General features: G+C 53.6%; 1 tRNA gene and 1 rRNA gene. Both read right to left on the reverse strand.

The features are described 5' to 3' along the window. Positions 1–76, reverse strand: a tRNA-Ala gene (locus G9G53_RS26120). A gap of 70 nt (positions 77–146) precedes the next feature. Beyond that, positions 147–220 (reverse strand): 5S ribosomal RNA (rrf, locus tag G9G53_RS26985); the annotation flags it as partial.

Raw genomic sequence — 220 nt, forward strand, 5'->3', positions numbered from 1 at the left:
TGGTGGAGCCAAGGGGGATCGAACCCCTGACCTCCTGCGTGCAAGGCAGGCGCTCTCCCAGCTGAGCTATAGCCCCATCTAAAAAATCATTTTTGTATGTATAATCAATAGCCTGATAGGCGAAAAAAAATCCCCATTATGGGGTTGCTTGGCGACGTCCTACTCTCCCAGGACCCTGCGGTCCAAGTACCATCGGCGCTGGAGGGCTTAACGGTCGTGT

Origin of the sequence: Paenibacillus sp. EKM206P (assembly GCF_011066155.1) — a bacterium.
In the GTDB taxonomy this organism is placed as follows: domain Bacteria; phylum Bacillota; class Bacilli; order Paenibacillales; family Paenibacillaceae; genus Paenibacillus; species Paenibacillus polymyxa_D.